15 protein-coding genes are annotated in these 17,256 nt (G+C 53.8%); 4 read left to right on the top strand and 11 right to left on the bottom strand.

Annotated elements, in window-relative coordinates:
* Positions 1–28: 28 nt before the first annotated feature.
* The 3 genes from KIH39_RS16300 to dtd all read right to left on the bottom strand — a co-directional run bounded on the left by KIH39_RS16300 (position 29) and on the right by dtd (position 3,486).
* Entirely contained in the window at positions 29–1,204 is a 1,176-nt protein-coding gene (locus tag KIH39_RS16300; protein ID WP_213494280.1) for a pyridoxal-phosphate-dependent aminotransferase family protein, read from the bottom strand.
* Positions 1,205–1,389: 185 nt separating this feature from the next.
* A complete protein-coding gene (locus tag KIH39_RS16295) occupies positions 1,390–2,820 on the bottom strand; it encodes a trypsin-like peptidase domain-containing protein (protein WP_246539318.1) in 1,431 nt (476 codons plus the stop codon).
* Positions 2,821–3,036: 216 nt separating this feature from the next.
* Positions 3,037–3,486 carry a D-aminoacyl-tRNA deacylase gene (gene dtd / locus KIH39_RS16290; RefSeq protein ID WP_213494278.1) on the bottom strand — a complete coding sequence of 150 codons (450 nt, stop codon included), beginning with the start codon at positions 3,484–3,486 and terminating at the stop codon, positions 3,037–3,039.
* 87 nt (positions 3,487–3,573) lie between these two features.
* On the opposite strand from dtd, the gene KIH39_RS16285 reads away from it, so the two are divergent.
* The gene (locus tag KIH39_RS16285) at positions 3,574–4,476 is read left to right on the top strand and encodes a 3-methyladenine DNA glycosylase (protein WP_246539317.1); all 903 of its coding nucleotides are present in this window, start codon (positions 3,574–3,576) and stop codon (positions 4,474–4,476) included.
* A gap of 9 nt (positions 4,477–4,485) precedes the next feature.
* On the opposite strand, the gene KIH39_RS16280 is transcribed toward KIH39_RS16285, so the two are convergent.
* From KIH39_RS16280 to KIH39_RS16270, 3 genes are read right to left on the bottom strand one after another with little or no spacing between them, the layout of a single operon-like run.
* Positions 4,486–5,946 carry a hypothetical protein gene (locus KIH39_RS16280; protein ID WP_213494277.1) on the bottom strand — a complete coding sequence of 487 codons (1,461 nt, stop codon included), beginning with the start codon at positions 5,944–5,946 and terminating at the stop codon, positions 4,486–4,488.
* A gap of 17 nt (positions 5,947–5,963) precedes the next feature.
* Positions 5,964–7,178 carry a glutathionylspermidine synthase family protein gene (locus KIH39_RS16275; protein WP_246539316.1) on the bottom strand — a complete coding sequence of 405 codons (1,215 nt, stop codon included), beginning with the start codon at positions 7,176–7,178 and terminating at the stop codon, positions 5,964–5,966.
* A complete protein-coding gene (locus tag KIH39_RS16270; RefSeq protein WP_213494276.1) occupies positions 7,123–7,425 on the bottom strand; it encodes a hypothetical protein in 303 nt (100 codons plus the stop codon). Before KIH39_RS16270 ends, KIH39_RS16275 begins: the two co-directional genes overlap by 56 nt.
* Before the next feature lie 402 nt (positions 7,426–7,827).
* Here KIH39_RS16270 and KIH39_RS16265 point away from each other — a divergent pair, with 402 nt between their 5' ends.
* Positions 7,828–8,055, top strand: coding sequence for a hypothetical protein (locus KIH39_RS16265; protein WP_213494275.1), 228 nt, complete (start codon positions 7,828–7,830; stop codon positions 8,053–8,055).
* Positions 8,056–8,062: 7 nt separating this feature from the next.
* Here the strand turns inward: KIH39_RS16265 and KIH39_RS16260 are convergent, their stop codons facing one another.
* Together KIH39_RS16260 and KIH39_RS16255 are read right to left on the bottom strand one after the other, a co-directional pair.
* Complete coding sequence (locus tag KIH39_RS16260; protein WP_213494274.1) at positions 8,063–9,943, bottom strand: HTTM domain-containing protein; 1,881 nt, start codon at positions 9,941–9,943, stop codon at positions 8,063–8,065.
* Positions 9,944–10,028: 85 nt separating this feature from the next.
* The gene (locus tag KIH39_RS16255; protein WP_213494273.1) at positions 10,029–11,399 is read right to left on the bottom strand and encodes a hypothetical protein; all 1,371 of its coding nucleotides are present in this window, start codon (positions 11,397–11,399) and stop codon (positions 10,029–10,031) included.
* Positions 11,400–11,598: 199 nt separating this feature from the next.
* On the opposite strand from KIH39_RS16255, the gene KIH39_RS16250 reads away from it, so the two are divergent.
* Both KIH39_RS16250 and KIH39_RS16245 read left to right on the top strand, forming a co-directional pair.
* The gene (locus KIH39_RS16250; RefSeq protein ID WP_213494272.1) at positions 11,599–12,072 is read left to right on the top strand and encodes a hypothetical protein; all 474 of its coding nucleotides are present in this window, start codon (positions 11,599–11,601) and stop codon (positions 12,070–12,072) included.
* Between the two features lie 240 nt (positions 12,073–12,312).
* The gene (locus KIH39_RS16245) at positions 12,313–13,548 is read left to right on the top strand and encodes a glycosyltransferase (protein ID WP_213494271.1); all 1,236 of its coding nucleotides are present in this window, start codon (positions 12,313–12,315) and stop codon (positions 13,546–13,548) included.
* A gap of 62 nt (positions 13,549–13,610) precedes the next feature.
* On the opposite strand, the gene KIH39_RS16240 is transcribed toward KIH39_RS16245, so the two are convergent.
* Genes KIH39_RS16240 through KIH39_RS16230 form a run of 3 tightly spaced genes read right to left on the bottom strand, consistent with a single transcriptional unit; the run spans position 13,611 to position 17,091 of the window.
* Entirely contained in the window at positions 13,611–15,059 is a 1,449-nt protein-coding gene (locus tag KIH39_RS16240) for an NAD-dependent succinate-semialdehyde dehydrogenase (RefSeq protein WP_213494270.1), read from the bottom strand.
* A gap of 55 nt (positions 15,060–15,114) precedes the next feature.
* Complete coding sequence (locus KIH39_RS16235) at positions 15,115–15,999, bottom strand: glycosyltransferase family 2 protein (protein WP_213494269.1); 885 nt, start codon at positions 15,997–15,999, stop codon at positions 15,115–15,117.
* Positions 16,000–16,032: 33 nt separating this feature from the next.
* Complete coding sequence (locus KIH39_RS16230; protein ID WP_213494268.1) at positions 16,033–17,091, bottom strand: glycosyltransferase family 2 protein; 1,059 nt, start codon at positions 17,089–17,091, stop codon at positions 16,033–16,035.
* Positions 17,092–17,256: the final 165 nt, after the last annotated feature.

Below are 17,256 nucleotides of genomic sequence, written 5' to 3'. Positions count from 1 at the left end.
ACCTGGCGAAAAGTGTATTTCCGATTGGCTAACGTTGGTAAGCTAACTCGGCGGCGGCGACCCCGGACCCCGGCGTCACTTTCGCGCCCGCCGAGCGCAAGCACTGTTCCAGTGCAGCGAGTACAGTGAAAACGGAGCTCGATTTGCTGTTGTAACCCATCAGGCCGATGCGCCAAACCTTACCTTTGAAATCGCCGAGCCCTCCGCCGACTTCGATGCCGAATTCCATCAGTAATTTTTTTCGCGTGGCCATATCATCCACGCCATCAGGAATTCGAACCGCATTCAACTGCGGTAACTGATGGCCGTCTTGAGCGGTGTAGTGTAGACCCAGAGCAATAAGCCCCGCTTTGAGAGCGGTGTGATTTTTCAGATGCCGAGCCCAGCGATTCTCCAAACCTTCTTCCAGAACGATTTTCAAACCTTCGCGTAATGCGTAGGTCATCGAGATCGGGGCCGTATGATGATAGGCCCGTTCCGCTCCCCAATATTGTTTCAGCAAAGTCATGTCCAGATACCAACTCTGAACCTTGGTTTTGCGTTTGCTTATAGTGGCTTCGGCACGCGGGCTGAACGAAACCGGCGCCAGACCCGGGGGGCAACTGAGGCCTTTCTGCGAGCAGCTATAAATGGCATCTATCTCCCATTCATCGACTTTCACCGGAATGCATCCCAGAGCCGTCACGGCATCGACCACGAGAAGGCAATCGAATTCGTGGCAGAGCTTGCCCAGCTCTTCGATCGGCTGCCAGCTCCCGGTGGAGGTCTCCGCCTGAACGATTCCGAGTGCCTTGGGGCGAATACGCTGGAGTGCCTCGCGAATTTCGCTCAGTTCGAATACCTGCCCCCAGGGCTTGGTGATTGTGGTAACTTCCGCACCACACCGGGTGGCGACTTCCACCATCCTTAAGCTGAAAAATCCGGCTTGGCAAATGATGACTTTGTCACCGGCTTCCAGAAGGTTGACGAGACAGGTTTCCATCCCGGCCATACCTGTCGCGCTGATCGGAAATGTCAGCGGATTCTTCGTTTGAAAAGCTTCGCGCAGCATAGCCGCAGTTTCATTCATAATCTCGAGGTAGGCCGGATCGAGATGCCCCAGCAGCGGATTGGCCATGGCCGCGAGTACGCGCGGATGGGCATCACTGGGACCGGGGCCCAGAAGCAGGCGATTGGGGATGTTTAGCTGACCAGGGAGGGACATCGAAAGCTCCATCAGATTCTGTTTCACTTACCGACCGTTTTATGCCTGGCAGCAAGTAGGGACGAACAGAATTCTCGAAGCGGGCTGAGTGCGCGGTGGTTTGAAGTAAAAGGAAGATACCGAAACGAGTAAGGGCCGGCTCTTGGCCGACCCTTGCAGTTAATCAAAAGTGAGTGGTATGCGGCCTAATCAATCGTGCCAAACCAGCCGGGCTGCAATTTGCCGTTGCGAATTAGGTGATATCGCAAGGGTGTAAAACTATTCAGGTCCGGGTGGGTCAGCACGAATTGAATGTTCTCCGAGGTGATCGTTTCCCACTGATGCAGGCCGATGAGAATATCGCCTCGTTGCAATCCGGCCTTGGCGGCTGGGCTATTGGTATTCACTTCGAGAATCGTCATGCCGCCGTGCAGTTGAGCGTTCACTTTGGTCACCGTTTCGACATTGGCCGGTTGAACTCGAATGCCCAATTTCTTCCAGACGATATCGCTATTGGAAACTGCCGTGGCGTTGACCGAATTAGTAGGCTTCAGAACGAGTTCCAACTTGAACTCGGCGCCGCCTTCCCCCTTGGCATTCACACCCCGTCGGCCTAGGACGACCAGCTTTTCGCCATTTCGGATATCGATGAGAGCCCGTTCGAAGTCGAGATTCGTTTTCACTTCGAATTCGCCGACGCGATCGATGACATCTCCGATCTGCAGGCCCGCTTCGGCGCCCGGGAACTTGGCATCGCAGCGATCCACCAGGGCCCAGCGACGAATCGGATTCTGAGACGCATCCAACATATTGCGAATACCCAGGCCGTGAATGATCCCCGTACGGCGACGCAGGCTGATCATATCCGACGCGGCATTGATCATCTGGTCGACCGGGATCGTGAAGCCAATTCCCTGCGCCCCGGCGCGAATGGCGACGTTCACGCCGATCAACTCGCCGTAGACGTTCAACAAAGGTCCGCCGGAGTTGCCGGGGTTGATGCTGGCATCGGTCTGGATCAGATTGCGATAGGAGACTTCTTTATTCAGGCTGACGTTACGCTTCTGAGCACTGACGATACCTGTGGTAATAGTGTGCTCATAGCCGAAGGCGTTACCAATGGCGATGACCGGTTCACCATCCATCAGGTCGGTGGCCGTGCCCAGCGGAATCGTGGGGAGCGGTTTCGCCGGATCGATTTTCAGCAGAGCCAGATCGTTTTCGGGATCGCGAGCGACAACCCGAGCCAGCAGGTTGGAGCCATCGGTCAGGCGAACTCGCAGCAGTTGGACATCGTCCACCACATGGTGATTGGTGATCACATAGCCGCGCGGGTCGATGACAATGCCCGTTCCCATGCCGTTGACGCGTTGCGAAGATTGAACCTGTTCGTAGAACTGGTCTCGAGTGGCGGCACTGATGGTGCGTTCACTGTGGATGTTCACGACCGCCCCGCGACATTTTTCGGCGACTTCCACACACGCCGTCCGGCGGGGATTCGTCCCCGTCTGTGGAAAGAGCGGTCGATTGGCGTTATTCTGAGCCTGAATGGGTGTCGGTACGAGACCGGCGATCACACTGAAGCATGCGGAGAGAAATATTCGGCGGGGCAATGTCACAGCAGAAAGGACTTTCATGCAGGCTCCCGGCATGGTGACACATTTCAGGCCCCGGCTTCCCTGCGCGGACTTACCTGAAACACGTCTCTCTCTGGAATCGGCCGAGATTGCCGAGTAAATCCAAATTCCCCGGTCGGATCGAAGCTTCCCGGCCTACCTAAGTCGCTGCGCGAAAGGATTGAACGTAAAAGAAAGGTTCTCTGGAAACTGCCGATTGGGTAAAATGTGCGGGCTTTATCGATTGTCAGGTGAATCAATTATGAGAGTTACCGGACCATCGTTGATCAATTTAACTTGCATGTCGGCGCCGAAGCGACCGGTAGCCACGGTCATGGCAAATCGCTTCAGATATTCGATGAATTTCAAATACAGGGGTTCGGCAACTTCCGGCCGGGCGGAATCGATGAAGCTGGGACGCCGGCCTTTGCTGCAATCGCCGTATAGGGTGAATTGCGAAACTACCAGGAGGCTACCTTCGACGTCGATGAGGCTTCTTTTCATCTTCCCGGCTTCATCTTCGAATATCCGCAGATTCACGAGTTTCTCGGCCATCCAGGGGATGTTCGCTTCGCTATCGGATTGATGAAAAGCGATCAGGATTAACAATCCCCGCTCGATCCGACCGGTCACTTCCTCGCCGACTGTGACTTGTGCCCCATTTACTCGCTGAACGACTGCCCGCATTCCGGTTGACTCCCGATCTTCTGAACCGACTATAACAATCTATGCCGCGGTAACCGCATGGAGAAATTGAAAGCTCTCTAATTCCAAATGAACAGCGTTCCTTCCACCTTCGAATATCGTCTGCTGCCGGAATCCGCCTGGGAAGAACGCCGGCAGCAATATCAGGACGATCTAAGGCCCTATGCGGACGAGCGACTCGTTCGGATGGCCAGCCAGGTCAAGCATCCCATCAATGATTTCCTCTTCGAGTACTATCCGCTTCGGCCGGGTCAATTACTCCGCTGGTCTCCGGGGCCGGATGTCATTCTCGCCAATGCTCAACGGAAGAAGACCGACTGGCCGGTGGAAGGAGAACAACTTGAAGAAGGAGTGGTAATATCCACTTCGGGTTTTCCGGATCATCGTGTCGATTATCTGGACTGGGCGCTCGATTACCTGCGAGCAACGGGGGAGCGGACGCCGAACTGGAACTGCTTCGGCTTACATGAATGGGCGATGGTCTATCGAACTCAAGAAATTCGCCACGCTTCGACACCGTTGCGTTTGACGAGTTCGGAAATTGCCGCCGTCGTGGAGGATCTGGGGTTACGCTGCACTCATTACGATGCGTACCGTTTTTTTACACCCGAGTCATTACCGAAAAATCGGATCGCCTTAACTCGGCAGACTACGGTGGAGAATGATCAACCGGCCTGCGTACACGTGTGCATGGATCTCTACAAGTTTTCGCAGAAGATTATCCCCTGGATCGAATCCGAAATCGTGCGGGACTCTTTTCTACTCGCCTGGGAGGCTCGCCAGATCGATATGCGGGCCAGTCCTTATGATGTCAAGAAATTTGGGCTGGAACCGATCCCCATCGAAACGAGGAACGGGCGGGAAGAGTACCTGATTCACCAAAAGCGTTTGTCGCAAATGGCTGAGCCGGTACGGCAAAAGATTCTTGCCGCTTATCGATATCTGCAGGAGCGGAAATCCCGGCAGAGATAAAGTGCGGAGTTAATTGTTGTCTTCTTCCAGATTCGGTAGATCCATGATTTCAATCACACTGCCGAAAGTTTTGTGCAATAAATCATCGAGGATCAAGTTCAGGAGGTTTTCGACTCCCGCGACGCTTTTATTCTGAAAAATCTGGGTCTTCGTAAAGAAGGGTTTCTCGGGTTCGACGGGACTTTGGGATTCGGAACTGCTTTGCGGCGCCTTCAAAGTGTACGACCACTGAATGTCATAAACATTGTTGGGCCGGGGGTTCAATAATTTCCAGGTGATGACCAGATTGGCTCGATCTTCCTCGGAAGTCAAAGCCAGGAAACGAACTAGCCCGGGCTGAAGTACGGAAAGAACTTTGCGAGATACCCGTTTCACCGCGCGGTCTTTTCGATCGCCGACGTTTATCTCCTGGAAATCCTCCCCTTTCAGTTGATCATTCTTGATTTCGTTAAGATAGATATAGAGCCCGAGTTTTCGGTCAGAACGGATCTTGTCCAAGATCTTACAAAATGCATCGGCTCTCAGTGGATCGACACCTTCCTTTTGCTGAATTGCCGCAATCTGCTTATCGAAGGCTTCACTCAGCGCTTTTTCCGCGTCTTCTCGATGCAGTTTATTTCGTTCGTCCGCAAGATAATTTCTCAATGGGTGCAGATCATGATCTTTCTGACTGAGAGCATGCGCGTAGGTCGATTCGTCGCGGAGAGGCTCATTGATTTTGGGAAGTCCGAAGTAGCAGAGGCAACCCACAGCCAGTATGATCAGCAGCGGTACGATGCCGCTCGAGGAGGAATTGCCCACTTGAGGATGGGGCAAGGAGTTCAATAGGCCGCCGCTCCCGCGATCGAGAAATTCGGGGTAACGGCCCTGTCCGGCGATGATCTGGGCATTGTGTCCGAGTTGAGCCGGGGACATGTTCGCCGCATCGGGGTAACGCACCTTCAATTCGTGCAATACGTTCAGGAAATCCACGAAATAGGAAGCCATGAGTGAATCGCTAGCCACAAACGTATAGTTTCCAGCCAGCGTCTGAACTACGACCTTGCTGAGTTTGGATTGGTCAGAAATGCTCTGGGTCTTGGCTAATTTAATACTTCCCTGAGCCAGAATCGTCACTTTCCAACCACTGCACATCCAGAGATAGTGTGGATCGGCATACCAGAATCTTCCTAGGTTCTGGTTCCGGCCTTGCGCCCGCCAGACTCGAAAGGCATAAAGTGTGGTCCAACCGCCCAGGAGGAATCCCGCGGTTTGCAACATGGCCGTCTTGTGAGGATCCTCGGAACTCGGAAAAGTCAGAATCAGTGTAATGATCAGAACCATCAGCCCCAACAGGAAGATCCACAGGGGATTGCCGTTGGAGCCTTCGAGAATCGCCCCGGGTAAGCCGGTGGCACGAGTATCGCGTGCCTTACGGAGGTAGCCGGTCGTCACTTCATCGAGTTGTGCTAAATCGTACGTCTGGCTCATGGGTATCCTTCGACGGCTCACACCATCTGGTGCGGCACGAATCGGCTGGTATTCTGGGTAATCGGAGAGTCATCCTCGCGTATGCCAATGCCGCAGGATACACCGTTAACCACCCAACTTCCAATCACCGGATAACGATCGTCGTGCGGCTTGATTGGAATTAATTGTTGATAGACGAACGGTCCTTCGCCATAAACTCCTTCCGTGGAACGCTGAACGGTATCGCCCCGGAAGATCGTGACGTTCGCGCCTTCCCGAGATTGCAACGGTTTACGGACGTACTCTCCCGTGAGCGGCTGAAACGAAGCTGGTACCAGATAAGGACAATCAGGGTGCCGTTCGTGCAGCAAAGGGAGAATTGCCTTGTTGCTGAGAATCATTTTCCAGGCGGGTTCGATCCAGTGGGTCTGGTTGCGGAGGATATTCTTGCCGAATTCCTCGCGTATCAGCCATTCCCAGGGATAGAGTTTGAAGATTCGCTGGATATTCCGCATCTTTGTATCGACGAACCGATTCGACAGGGAGTTCCAGGCAATCGCCTCGACGTTGATGTATTCCGTATCAAAGCCTGCCTGAATGGCGGTATCGCGCAGATACTCGACGGTAATGTAATCCTCCATGGCATCCGACATGGCTGCGAAGTGAATCCGCGAATCGTCTTTTTCGAGCACGGACCGCCAGGCATCCAGGAGCTTTTCGTGGATGCTGTTGAACTGATCGCCCCGTTCATCGATATCCTTCAGCCAGTACCATTGGGCAACAGAAGCCTCGACCAGGGCCGTGGGAGTATCGGCGTTGTATTCCAGCATCACCGGAGGATGGACGCCATCGTACGCCAAGTCGAACCGTCCATAGATCGAGGGCTCTTCCGCTTCCCAGGACTGGATAATGTAATCTTCGAATTCTTTGGGGATGAGGAATAGCCCGAACATTCGCTCGTCGATGACTTCCTGGACCAGATTCATGCACATTTCGTGCAGTTCGTTGGTGGCAGCTTCCAGGGTGTCGACTTCGAAGGCGGTGAACTGATACGCGGCGGATTCGTCCCAATAGGGTTCGCCGCGCAGAGTATGGTAGTGCAAGCCGTATTTTTCGACTCGTTTCTGCCAGTCGGGCCGAGGATCGATTTTGATGCGGTGCATGACGAAGTGCCAGGAAGAGGAAGAGACGGTAGAGTTAGGCTCCAGCAGCGCCACGACCGAAACTGCCGAACCCGCCGGAGCGAACTGCACTACTGGCACTCGAGAAGGAGGAGCGGGAACCGCTCCCGTAACCATAACCGGTGTGGTACCAGAAAAAGTGGCTGTGGGAGCCGCCGCCACTCGATGTATTGGAATCGACGCCATTCTGGGCGAGTTCGGCGTCCTCTTGCTGCTTCTCGCTGGCATCCAAAGCAGGTTCGGGATAAAGAAAGTAGCCCGCCGTCATGACACCGGCGCCGAGCAGGACCAATGAAAATTCTCGACTCATGCGAGCCATGCGAGTTCTCCCACATTCTGAAGGATGCTGTAAACTAGCATATCTTTCAGCGTTATAACTTATTCGATGGAGACGCCCATCAATTTCTCCCCGGACAAGTGAGATTACCTGATCCTGGGTCGGCCCTAAACTTTTTCCCAGGTTGTCTATCTGGTGCAAGCTTACGCATATTAACTAATAAATGTTTGATATTCACACAAAATCCTACCGGGATTGAAAATGCGGCCTTCAGGATTCGCTTCGAATGAAAGTTTTTTGAAGCCGGAATTCCCGATTGGGGAATCTGAGGTCACCTTACGATGGGGAGAAAGGTCATGATTCCTGAAAATAGCCCCTACCATAAATTTGATAAGATAAGCCGAACAGGATGGATATTACATCGCAGAGATAGGTTGAAGGCTGATGATCACCCCAGAAACGCTGGCCGTACTCCGTTGTCCCAATGATCCACGGCGGGAGTCGAAATTAATCCTGGAAGAAGATGTGAAGATTTTCTGCGAACGTTGCCGGATACAATTCAAATCCAAAGAAGGGCTGCCCTCACTACTGTTGGACGAGGCTATCTTACCCGAAGGTTGCACCAGCCTCAAATCGCTGCCTTGCCGAACTGGCGAGGCAGCTAAAGTTTAATTATCCCTTAGGTCCGAAGGACCTTTCGCAGAAGCAGTTTGACGCCAGGAATCCAGGAGACCCAGCCGATCGTCTGCAGGAGCAGCAGATCGCGGAAGAGCAGGGGTGCGATCTCCTGCGAATTGTGGTCGTGCCCATTCTCATCCACCAGCTTGATTGTCTCCGACGAATTCGGCGATAACGGATCCTGCTGGACCTGATTCGACAAATCGAGTGATTTGATGACTGCCGCCGTGTGAGCCTGCTCCGGATCCTGCGGGTTGTATTTCAGTCTCAACTTCTGGCCCCCAGGTCCTACGCCCACTTTTTCTCGAACTAAAGCCGCGGGGATGAAACTCAAGACCCACGAATGCATGAACAGACTGAATACGGACAGTCCCATGAAGAAATCGATGCCCAGATGCAGAAGAACGCTGCTGATCACGGCGTAACCGCGAAGTCTCGTCCAGACCAGGAAGGGTAAGCCGATTTCAGCCACGAGAGTTCCAAGTACACCGAAAGCGAAGATGAACGAGAGTAAAGGACGGCTCTGGGAAATTTCCTCGAGTAAATGTTCGTACCATCTAAAGTGAGTCGGGCAGAACTCCGGGTTCGACATCACATACCAGGGGGCCGTCATATTCCACCAGGTTGTTCCCTTGAGCTTGGAAAAACCGGCGGAGAGATACATGAAGCTGAAATGGATCTGCATCATTCGAAGTACGCAATTGGCCAATCTTGATGGCACGGGACCAGCCAGGGTCGCTTCCGCCCAGGGAACCGATTTGCCATTGGCTTTCTGCAAAGCCCGGGCGGCTCGGTAGCGGGCTCGTAATCGGTCAATGGAGAAGGCGGCACCGCTTGGAGCGATGCACATATAGAACATCAGAAGACTCATCATCGCATCCATCCCGTAGAGTGAGAACGGTGTGCGATGGCAGATATTCAAAAGGCCGATCCAGGTGAGAACGCTGGTGATTCGAGTATAGAATCCGAGTGTGAACAGAGCGATGATAACCATATGGAGACCGTAAACGATCCACATCGTCGTCGGGTCGGTCACGTGGAACCAGAAGGAAAATATGTAACGACCTTTGCTATAGCACTGGCGCGGATCGGCCTGCCAGAAGCCCATGTAATCGAGGATACTCTCGCGTTCGGTGCGGTCGGTAGGTAAACCCATCATAAAGGCGAGAGCTTTCTGACGTTGGCCGACCGATAGCTCCTTCAACCAGGTAAAGACCCATTCGGCATTCTCCAAGTTTTGCAGATCAGTCCGACTGGCTACCATCATCAGAAAATCAGTTAGTTCGACTCGGATCGCTTCTCGCCGGGCCACATCGCTTTCTTCCAAAAACAGAGGAATGCGAATCGGCAATTCCGCGGTTTTCAGAGGTTCCTCGCTTAACTTCTTCAGGAACTTCGCTTCCGATTCTTTATTCAACCGCGTGTACGCCCCCGCCAGATCCAGAGCCTCGATCACTTTCTGATTGGAAGCTCCCGTGGGATCTAGATCGCTCGCCTGTTCGATGAGTGGGATCAAATACCGGAGGTCGTGCTTGCGTTGTTCCACGCTATCCGGAAGTGCCTTCAGGAATTCGATGGCGATTGCCCGGCGCTGCGTCGTCTCCGGAAGTTTGATGCGGGGTTCGTGGTCGTCGCCCCAGTTAAAAGTACCGAGGGCGATGGGGAGTTCCCGCCGCTGTTTGTTCGCTACATATTGATCCCACCAGGCGTACTTGCCATGGAGATCCTGGGAATTAAAGAAGTAAGCGGCATGCAGATAGAAGACGAGTAATCCGATCATCACCCGCATGAAACCGAGCGTGGAAGGATCGGTCGGCGAAAAAAAGAAACGCGTCCAGATATTCGGGAGAGAGTAATCGACTCCATTATTCGACTTGCTCATGGTTTGCACTCTTCAAGTTTATTTCGGCCGGAGGAACGACTGGGCAAGTCGCCGGGGATTGTCGGGTGGGAACGCGATTCCTGCGTCAATTGTCGAAGCGTTTATCCACTTCAATCAGATCCCGGCTGGTATGGTCGCTGCCCGCGTGTGTCCTCACGCTGTCTATGTAGTTCGAGTAATAATCGTCATCCCCGAACTTGCAGAACTTGCCGTTCAGTTTGCGCGAGATCGGCAGAGCCCAGTACAACATCGGCTCGGCCGGATCCTTCAACGTTCCGTCCGCGAAGAATTCACCGAGGAAGAAGGGCTGATAGGTCGAAGGCTCATAGACGCTGGAGTAACGTTTTTCCCGGGAATCCTCTTTCAGGTTTTTCGGATCGCCCATGACGTCCGGCTCGATGATGCGGTGCATCACCCGATAAATGCGAACCGTGTGGAACTTTAATCCCGGCTTGATGTTTTCGTATTTATGAGCCAGATGCCGGGCATAGGAAGGCACAATCATCTGGGTGACGAGATTGCTTGGCGGACGGTACTGCATCGTCGGATATAACAGTTCGTTGTGCAACGGAATGCGACTTCGCATCGCCTGCCGACGGCGTTCGATTTCCTTGGCTTCCGTGGGGAAGGCGTTGTAATTCGCATTCGTCCCCTGGTAGGTGTACTCCGTCAAAGCCAGTTCTCGATAATATGTAATCCCCAGGGGATCGCGATAATCGCGGGGGCGTTCCGGCATCTTGATCCACAGATGCATTTTCGGAGCCAGATCGTCCATCACGCCGGGCGCCTGTTTGTCCATTCCCAGTAGCCGCGCGAATTCTTCGCGAGCTTTCTCCTCATTGCTGATGCCGCCGGGACTGGTGGAGTCGGTTTTGAAAAACTCGATGCAGAACCAGAGCTGGTTGGCCGGGCCTGGATCGGGAGCGTAGAACTGGTAGGCGTTGTTGATATAGATGGGATCGAACCACCAGGTCAGACAGCGTTGCCAGATTTGGAACACGGCCCAGGGAGAAGGAGGCGGCGATAGGATCGACATGCTGATTCCGAAGAAGTGGAAGCAGATCATGCCGCCAATGATGGCACGTCGAATCCCCGTGAAGCATGCCACCAATAAGCCGATGATGAAGGTCACCAGCATCATCCCGTGATAGAGCAGTGGGATGCTGTCCCAGGGGAGCGGGATAGCCAGAGTTCCCAGCAGGGCCGACACGGAGGAGAGGAACCAGGGGAGGTACCAGTTCCAACGAAGAGTCAGAGCGCAACCGGAGATGAAACTTCCCAGAAAAAGCAACCCGACGGCGACCCGGTTCAGAGTATTTAAATTTTCGGGATCGCGGGAGACATAGCCGATTCCTCCGGCCGCAGCACAGAGGAGTAATCCGATGATCGACCATCGGAGCGCGACGGACTTCTCCGCCAGCGGTTCGGCAATATCCGGTTGCAGTTCTAACGACATCGTCAATACTCCCTGGGCGGCCTCTACAGGGCATTAATCGGTTCCGCTTCATCCTGCCGATGATAAAAAGTCAACTTGTACTTAACCGCTCCCGTTTGCGCCACACCACGAGCCGTCAGGATAGATACAACGCACAAGCCTTCGGTAAACCGGCAAATTACCGTCTCGGAAACAGGTTCCCCACCCCTAAAATGAGTACATGCATCCCAAATTCCCAGACTGGCACGATCGCATTTATCGGCTCTATTTAGAGCTCGACGCTGAGATTGCCGGGCACCAGCCGCGCTGTGAAGCGTCCGGAAAATGTTGCCGATTTCGAGAATACGGCCATACTTTGTTCCTCAGTCAGCTCGAAGCGGAAGTGCTTTTAGCCAGCGCTCCCCCCTTTTCGGGACCGGCGAGCGCCGATCTCTGTCCTTATCAGAAAGACAATTTATGCACCGCTCGAGAGCCCCGTCCGCTCGGCTGCCGGGTCTATTTTTGCGATCCCAAATATGCGGGAGTGGGAGAAACAATCACCGAGAAATATTTGAAAAAGTTGAAGGCCATTGCCGACGAGTTCAATCTGGGTTGGGAATACGCTCCGCTCCACAAGTTTCTGAACGAACATCTGCGAGTTCATGAATTGTATCCGCCTCAATCAAGGGAGGATCCGCGAATCCGGCTCCTGTGACGGTTTGATTCTTCCTTTTAAGAACGCCGGATTCTCAAACTCAGGAGAAAAAGAAGATCGCTGTAGTGCGATTTGGCTTCGGCTCAGTCGTGAAGGATCGTGGTTTGAATACGCAAAAGCCCGCTATTGAAACCGAACTGCTTCGCTGCCAGTTCGTTCGAAAATAATTTGATAAAATCCAGTTTCAGGAAGATTTTTTTTCGGTTTCCATTTTTTGAATCCATCCGCATTGGAAGCCGCATGCATGCGATTCTCGCCAGTTTTGGAACAGATGGGGATGTCTTCCCCTATATCGGTCTGGGCATCCGGTTGAGGGAGCGCGGGCATCGAGTCACGCTGGTTGTGCCGGAACCTTATCGCGCACGCGCTGAACTGCTTGGGTTCGAATTCCTTCCCATCGTCTCCCAATCTGAAATAAACGAAGTCCTCCAGAATCCGTCACTGTGGCACCCCTACTGGGGTGGGCGAGTTATGTCGAAGTGGGCGACTCGATTTATCGAACGCCAGTACGACCAGCTATCAAACGTGGCTTCCGATCCACAGTCAATCCTTGTGGCCAACCCGGGTGTCAGCGCGGCTAGACTGCTTCAGGAGAAACAATCTCGAAGAGTAGTCAGCCTAGTCCTCCAACCCGGGGTCATTCCCAGTATCGATTCTCCCCCCACTATGCCAGGCGGGTTGACTCCTCCTTCCTGGCTTCCGAGACCAATCGCACAGCTCTATTGGCTGGGGGTGGACTTGGCCGGGTACGCCCTTTTTGGGCTGGCACTCAACAAGGTGCGAAAAAAAATTGGATTGAAGCCGGTCTATCGAATATTTCAGTGGTGGCTTTCGCCCGATTTGACGATTGGATTATTTCCCGACTGGTACGCCTCCCCTCAATCCGATTGGCCGGCTTCCCTTCGATTAGTCGGGTTCGGCGATTTCGATGGAAGTCGTTCTTTGGAACTTCCCGATGAACTTCGTAAATTTTGCGAAATGCCAGGTCCACTAATCTCGTTTACTACGGGTACCGGTGTAACCCATGGCTCCGGTTACTTTCGAACAGCTGTGAAAGCATGTCAGTCTTTGGGATTGCGGGGAGTATTGCTGTCCAAAAATCTGCACCAGGTGCCTCGCGATTTGCCCAGTTCGATCCGCGTCTGTAGCTATGCTCCTTTTCGCGCCCTCTTCCCACACTGTGCGGCCGTCGTTCATCATGGGGGAATAGGCACCACCGCGGCGGCTTTAGCAAGTGGAACCTCGCAATTGATTTTGCCCTTGGCGTGGGATCAACCGGATAACGCCGAGCGGGTGCGAAAATTGGGAGCCGGGAATTGGCTAGGACCTCGTCAACGCACTTCGAAGCATATTGTTCGGGGACTGAACGAAATTTTGAACCCGATTGTCAAAGCACGCTGCGAAACGCTGGCAGAGAGAATGAAGGGAAAGGATGGTTTGGTACAGGCTGTGGAAATGCTGGAAGGAATTGTTTAGCGTCGCGAAGTATCACCGGCTATCGGCTAATACTTCGCGAACTGAAAAGAACTATACCGAACTTAGTCTCTCAACCGAATGCTGATGAACTTCGTTTCCAGATAAGCTTCCAGACCTTCGTGCGCCAACTCCCGGCCGATGCCCGATTCCTTCATGCCTCCAAACGGGCATTGCGGGGTGGCGGGTACCGGGTCGTTGATGCCGATAATCCCTGCTTCCAGTCCTTCCGCAAGTTTCCAGCTCACCGTCAGGTCATTGGTGAACACATAAGCGGCCAAACCATACTTAGTGTTGTTCGCAGCGGCAATTACATCGTCGATCTTCGAAAAATCCATCACCGGCATAACCGGGGCGAACGGCTCGTCCGTCAGTAACCTAGCATCGGCTGACAGTTCGCTCAGAATCGTCGGCTCGAAGAAATAGCCCTTATCGAACTTGGCCGATTTGCGGCCGCCCGTCAGGAGCTTGGCCCCCTTGGCAGTCGCATCACCGATCAGATTGCCGGTAGTTTCTAGAGCTCTTTTCGCGATCATCGGCCCCAGTTGCGTATCGGCGTCCAGTCCGTTACCCTGCTTGATAGCCTTCGCGGCCTCCACAGCCACTTCCAGGAATTTCTTCTGAATATCCTTGTGCACGTAGAACCGGCTCGGGGAAATGCACACCTGACCGTTGTTGCGAAACTTACCGGCCACGGCCGCCTTGGCCACCACTTCGGGATCGGCATCCGGGAACACAATCAACGGTGCGTGGCCGCCCAGTTCGAGGCTAAGCCTTTTTACCTGATCGGCGGCCTGCTTCATCAGAATCTTGCCGACGCGGGTTGAGCCGGTGAAGCTGATCTTCCGCATCTTGGGATTCTCCATGAACTCGGCGCCGATTTCCTCGCCCGGGCCAATGACGAAATTGACTACTCCCGCCGGCACTCCCGCATCAATCAGACAATGAAAGACATTAATCAGCGATAGCGGCGTCGGATCGGCTGGTTTGCAGACGATGGTGCAACCCGCAGCCAGTGCCGGGGCGATTTTGCGAACATGCTGCGTGATCGGAAAATTCCAGGGGCCAATGCCTCCCACCACGCCGACGGGGTGCTTCAGGGTCATGTGACGCTTACCCGCCACTGCGGGGGGTATAATCTGCCCGTAAGCACGTTTGCCTTCTTCGGCGAACCACTCGAAAGTATCGGCTGAGTGCATCACTTCGGCTTTGGCTTCCGCGAGTGGCTTGCCTTGTTCCTGGGTTAAAATGCGGGCGTAAGTTTCGACCCGTTCGCGCAGCAGCTCCCCAGCTTTTTTCAAAATCTTCGAGCGATCCCATGCGGTGAGACGAGACCACGCGGGCATGGCCGCGTAGGCCGCATCGATAGCCTTGGCGGTATCGGCCCGACCCCCCCAGGGAACTTCGGCGATTGTTTCTTCCGTGGCCGGGTTGACCACAGCCAGGCGCTGACCGCCGATCGCGTCGACCCACTGACCATTGATGTACATCTGATGATAATTCGAAGCAGCCATTGGAATTCCCTAAAGGATTGAATCAGTGCTGTTTTAGGGGAAATGGCGGCGAAGTTTAGCCGACACGCGCGAAGCGACGCTTGTGAGAAAGGAGTTCGGGAAGTTCGCGAAAGGCTCTTAAGCGGCCTTTGCAAAACGGAATCAGATTTCCTTCCCGGGCTCTTCGGATCGCTTTTAAACCTAGCACGGCCAGATGTGTAGGGATATGTCGGGAATCGATATTTCGCCAGAACACACGCTCTTCATTCAAGGATTGCAGTGCCAGAACTTCGCGGCTAGGTTTTCGCCCATGTGAAGCGCTGACGGCATGCCACACGATGGAGGAGGGTTCAAACCAGGTGCGAAAGCCGAGGTTATTCAAGCGATGAGCCAGATCGACATCTTCGAAGTAAGCTCCGAACTCTGTGGGAAACAACCCCGCTTTTTCCAGCGCGGCTTTGCGATAAAATGCACTGGAGCCACTCGCCCCGAAGACGAATTTGGGTTCGAGGGGAATGTCCTCGAGCATACAGTTATGAAATCGCTTGCGGGCAAAACCGCCGGAGTGGTATTCATCCCCGGCACTATCGATCAAGTAAGCTGTTCCCGTTTGCAGAACCAAGGGGGCTACGGCTCCCACTTCGGGATTTTCAAAAGCGAGCAAGGCCGCTTCGGCCCAGCCAGGGGTGACTTCGGTATCGTCATTCAACAGTTCGACGAACTCCCCTTGAGCAGCAAGTATTCCCGCATTGGAGGCCAGACAGAAGCCGGATTGTGTTTCTAAGCGAAGGATTTTCACGAAAGAAAAATCCGCAGCTGTTTTGGAAATGATGCCTTCCGCGGAACAATCATCAACCACGATTATTTCGCAATTTTCCGGTGCGAACTGTTCGAGGCTGCGCAGACAAAGACTTAGGAGATCTGCCCTCCGGTAAGACGGTATGACGATGGAGAACTTCATAGTCGGTCGTACCTGCGTATTCCGACATTAAGGTTAGAGGCGATTATTTGCGGCCAGATCTTCCAGGCGACCGGCGTTCTCGTGTATCACATCATGAAGGCCGATGCGATCGTCGTTGATGAAGAAATAAAATAGCTGTCGCAGATCCTGATTGGCTTGCTCGCTCGGCTTCTGATACAGCCGATACTTGGCTTCGAGCCAGACCATGCCGCAGAGCAGAATCGCCTGCCAGCGTGGCCAATGTTTCCAGCTATACATCAGAAGTGCATGACGAGTCATCACGCGCAGCGGTGCGGGAACCTCGCGAGTATGCAGCGGATGGAAGTGCGTGACTTCAATCCTGGGGTTGTACATCACGTTCCAGTCGGCTTGTTTGGCGCGCCGGCAGAAATCCACGTCCTCGTAATAGAGGAAGTAATCTTCATCGAAGCCCTGGAGTTCCTGCAGACACTCCCGGCGGACCAAAAGACAGCACCCGGTGACCCAGGGCACATGCGTCGGCTTGCGGGCCGAGTTCAGTTTGCACTTTCGCAACGCCCGAGGAGCAAACAGGCCCGTGATCGTTCTCATGAACGTTGGGAAGGGGCCGGAAGAGGCCTGCCGGGTTCCATCCCCGTGCCGTAAGCGGAAGCCGACCACGCCGATGCGGTTGGATTCCTTGTCCATTTTTCTGATTTCGGCTTCCACCCGATCCAGGAAGCCGGGTTCGACTCGCATATCGGGATTGAGCAGCAGCACCCAGTGCCCCCGGCTCAAATGGCAGGCTTCGTTGACCGCCCGGGCGAAACCCAGATTGCGGGCAAACTGGCGAATGGTCACACCTTCGGTTGAACGCAATTGATCGCACAGCGGATCGGACGGTGAGTGATTATCGGCGATGACGATATCGGCTCGCCCTTCGCGGAAGCTATTCGATTGTCGGAGTTGTTCGACCAGTTCGAAAGTATTTTGCCACTGACAGAAATTGACGATGATTATGGATAGCCGGGTAATCTGCTGGCTGGCCCGGCCGCGGTGCCGTTCCCGTCGACGGAATGGCGCAGCTTCACCAGTAGCGGAGAAACGCTCGCTTAAACGATGTCCAGCAGCCATTCGGGAATCCTTCCCAAGCCATCCACGGGGCTGCCTCCGGAGCCCCGAATGGGCCACATATAACCAAACATTTAAAGTTTATGCAATGCCGACTTTCCCAGGTTGGAGAAGCTTCGAAGCAACTTCATCACTCATTTTTTGAAAAACGAGATTGTTTTTAGGCGT

Source organism: Telmatocola sphagniphila, assembly GCF_018398935.1.
In the GTDB taxonomy this organism is placed as follows: domain Bacteria; phylum Planctomycetota; class Planctomycetia; order Gemmatales; family Gemmataceae; genus Telmatocola; species Telmatocola sphagniphila.
This window is presented reverse-complemented; position numbering and strand designations above follow the sequence as displayed.

Bases quoted from the DNA above. Each gene is read 5' to 3' on its own strand.
- KIH39_RS16250 (WP_213494272.1), top strand. From the start codon at position 11,599: ATGCATCCCAAATTCCCAGACTGGCACGATCGCATTTATCGGCTCTAT.
- KIH39_RS16245 (WP_213494271.1), top strand. From the start codon at position 12,313: ATGCATGCGATTCTCGCCAGTTTTGGAACAGATGGGGATGTCTTCCCC.
- KIH39_RS16260 (WP_213494274.1), bottom strand. From the start codon at position 9,943: ATGAGCAAGTCGAATAATGGAGTCGATTACTCTCTCCCGAATATCTGG.
- KIH39_RS16230 (WP_213494268.1), bottom strand. From the start codon at position 17,091: ATGGCTGCTGGACATCGTTTAAGCGAGCGTTTCTCCGCTACTGGTGAA.
- KIH39_RS16270 (WP_213494276.1), bottom strand. From the start codon at position 7,425: ATGGCTCGCATGAGTCGAGAATTTTCATTGGTCCTGCTCGGCGCCGGT.
- dtd (WP_213494278.1), bottom strand. From the start codon at position 3,486: ATGCGGGCAGTCGTTCAGCGAGTAAATGGGGCACAAGTCACAGTCGGC.
- KIH39_RS16265 (WP_213494275.1), top strand. From the start codon at position 7,828: ATGATCACCCCAGAAACGCTGGCCGTACTCCGTTGTCCCAATGATCCA.
- KIH39_RS16300 (WP_213494280.1), bottom strand. From the start codon at position 1,204: ATGTCCCTCCCTGGTCAGCTAAACATCCCCAATCGCCTGCTTCTGGGC.
- KIH39_RS16255 (WP_213494273.1), bottom strand. From the start codon at position 11,399: ATGTCGTTAGAACTGCAACCGGATATTGCCGAACCGCTGGCGGAGAAG.
- KIH39_RS16280 (WP_213494277.1), bottom strand. From the start codon at position 5,946: ATGAGCCAGACGTACGATTTAGCACAACTCGATGAAGTGACGACCGGC.
- KIH39_RS16240 (WP_213494270.1), bottom strand. From the start codon at position 15,059: ATGGCTGCTTCGAATTATCATCAGATGTACATCAATGGTCAGTGGGTC.
- KIH39_RS16295 (WP_246539318.1), bottom strand. From the start codon at position 2,820: ATGAAAGTCCTTTCTGCTGTGACATTGCCCCGCCGAATATTTCTCTCC.
- KIH39_RS16235 (WP_213494269.1), bottom strand. From the start codon at position 15,999: ATGAAGTTCTCCATCGTCATACCGTCTTACCGGAGGGCAGATCTCCTA.
- KIH39_RS16285 (WP_246539317.1), top strand. From the start codon at position 3,574: ATGAACAGCGTTCCTTCCACCTTCGAATATCGTCTGCTGCCGGAATCC.